Source organism: Bacillus sp. TL12 (genome assembly GCF_022625245.1).
Classification (GTDB): Bacteria; Bacillota; Bacilli; order Bacillales; family Bacillaceae_G; genus Bacillus_A.
The window spans coordinates 1-314 of record NZ_JAJJBY010000240.1 but is presented as its reverse complement, the minus strand read 5'-3'; the positions used below and the strand labels follow the sequence as shown (position 1 = coordinate 314).

Sequence of the window (314 nt, the reverse complement as noted above, 5' to 3'; positions counted from 1 at the left end):
TACTGGTTCTCCAAACGTTTTGACCAATCTTTTCATAAAGGCATAGGCAGCCTGATGATCCCGTTTTTTACGAAGTTGAATATCCAATGTGTGCCCGTCTTTATCAATTGCACGATATAAATAACGCCATTTTCCTTTGACTTTTATATAGGTTTCATCTAGTTTCCAAGATAATGAAACGTTTTTATTTTTCTTCTTCCAAATTTGATAGATAAGGTTTCCATATTCATGAACCCAGCGCATAATAGTTGTTGGGTGAACCAAAACACCACGCTCTTTCAAGATTTCAGATACATCACGATAGCTTAAAGAAA

1 protein-coding gene is annotated in these 314 nt (G+C 35.4%); it reads right to left on the bottom strand.

All coding sequences use genetic code 11. The features are described from left to right. A partial coding sequence (locus tag LOK41_RS28750) for an IS6 family transposase (RefSeq protein WP_241819475.1) occupies positions 1-314 on the bottom strand: 314 nt, incomplete at both ends.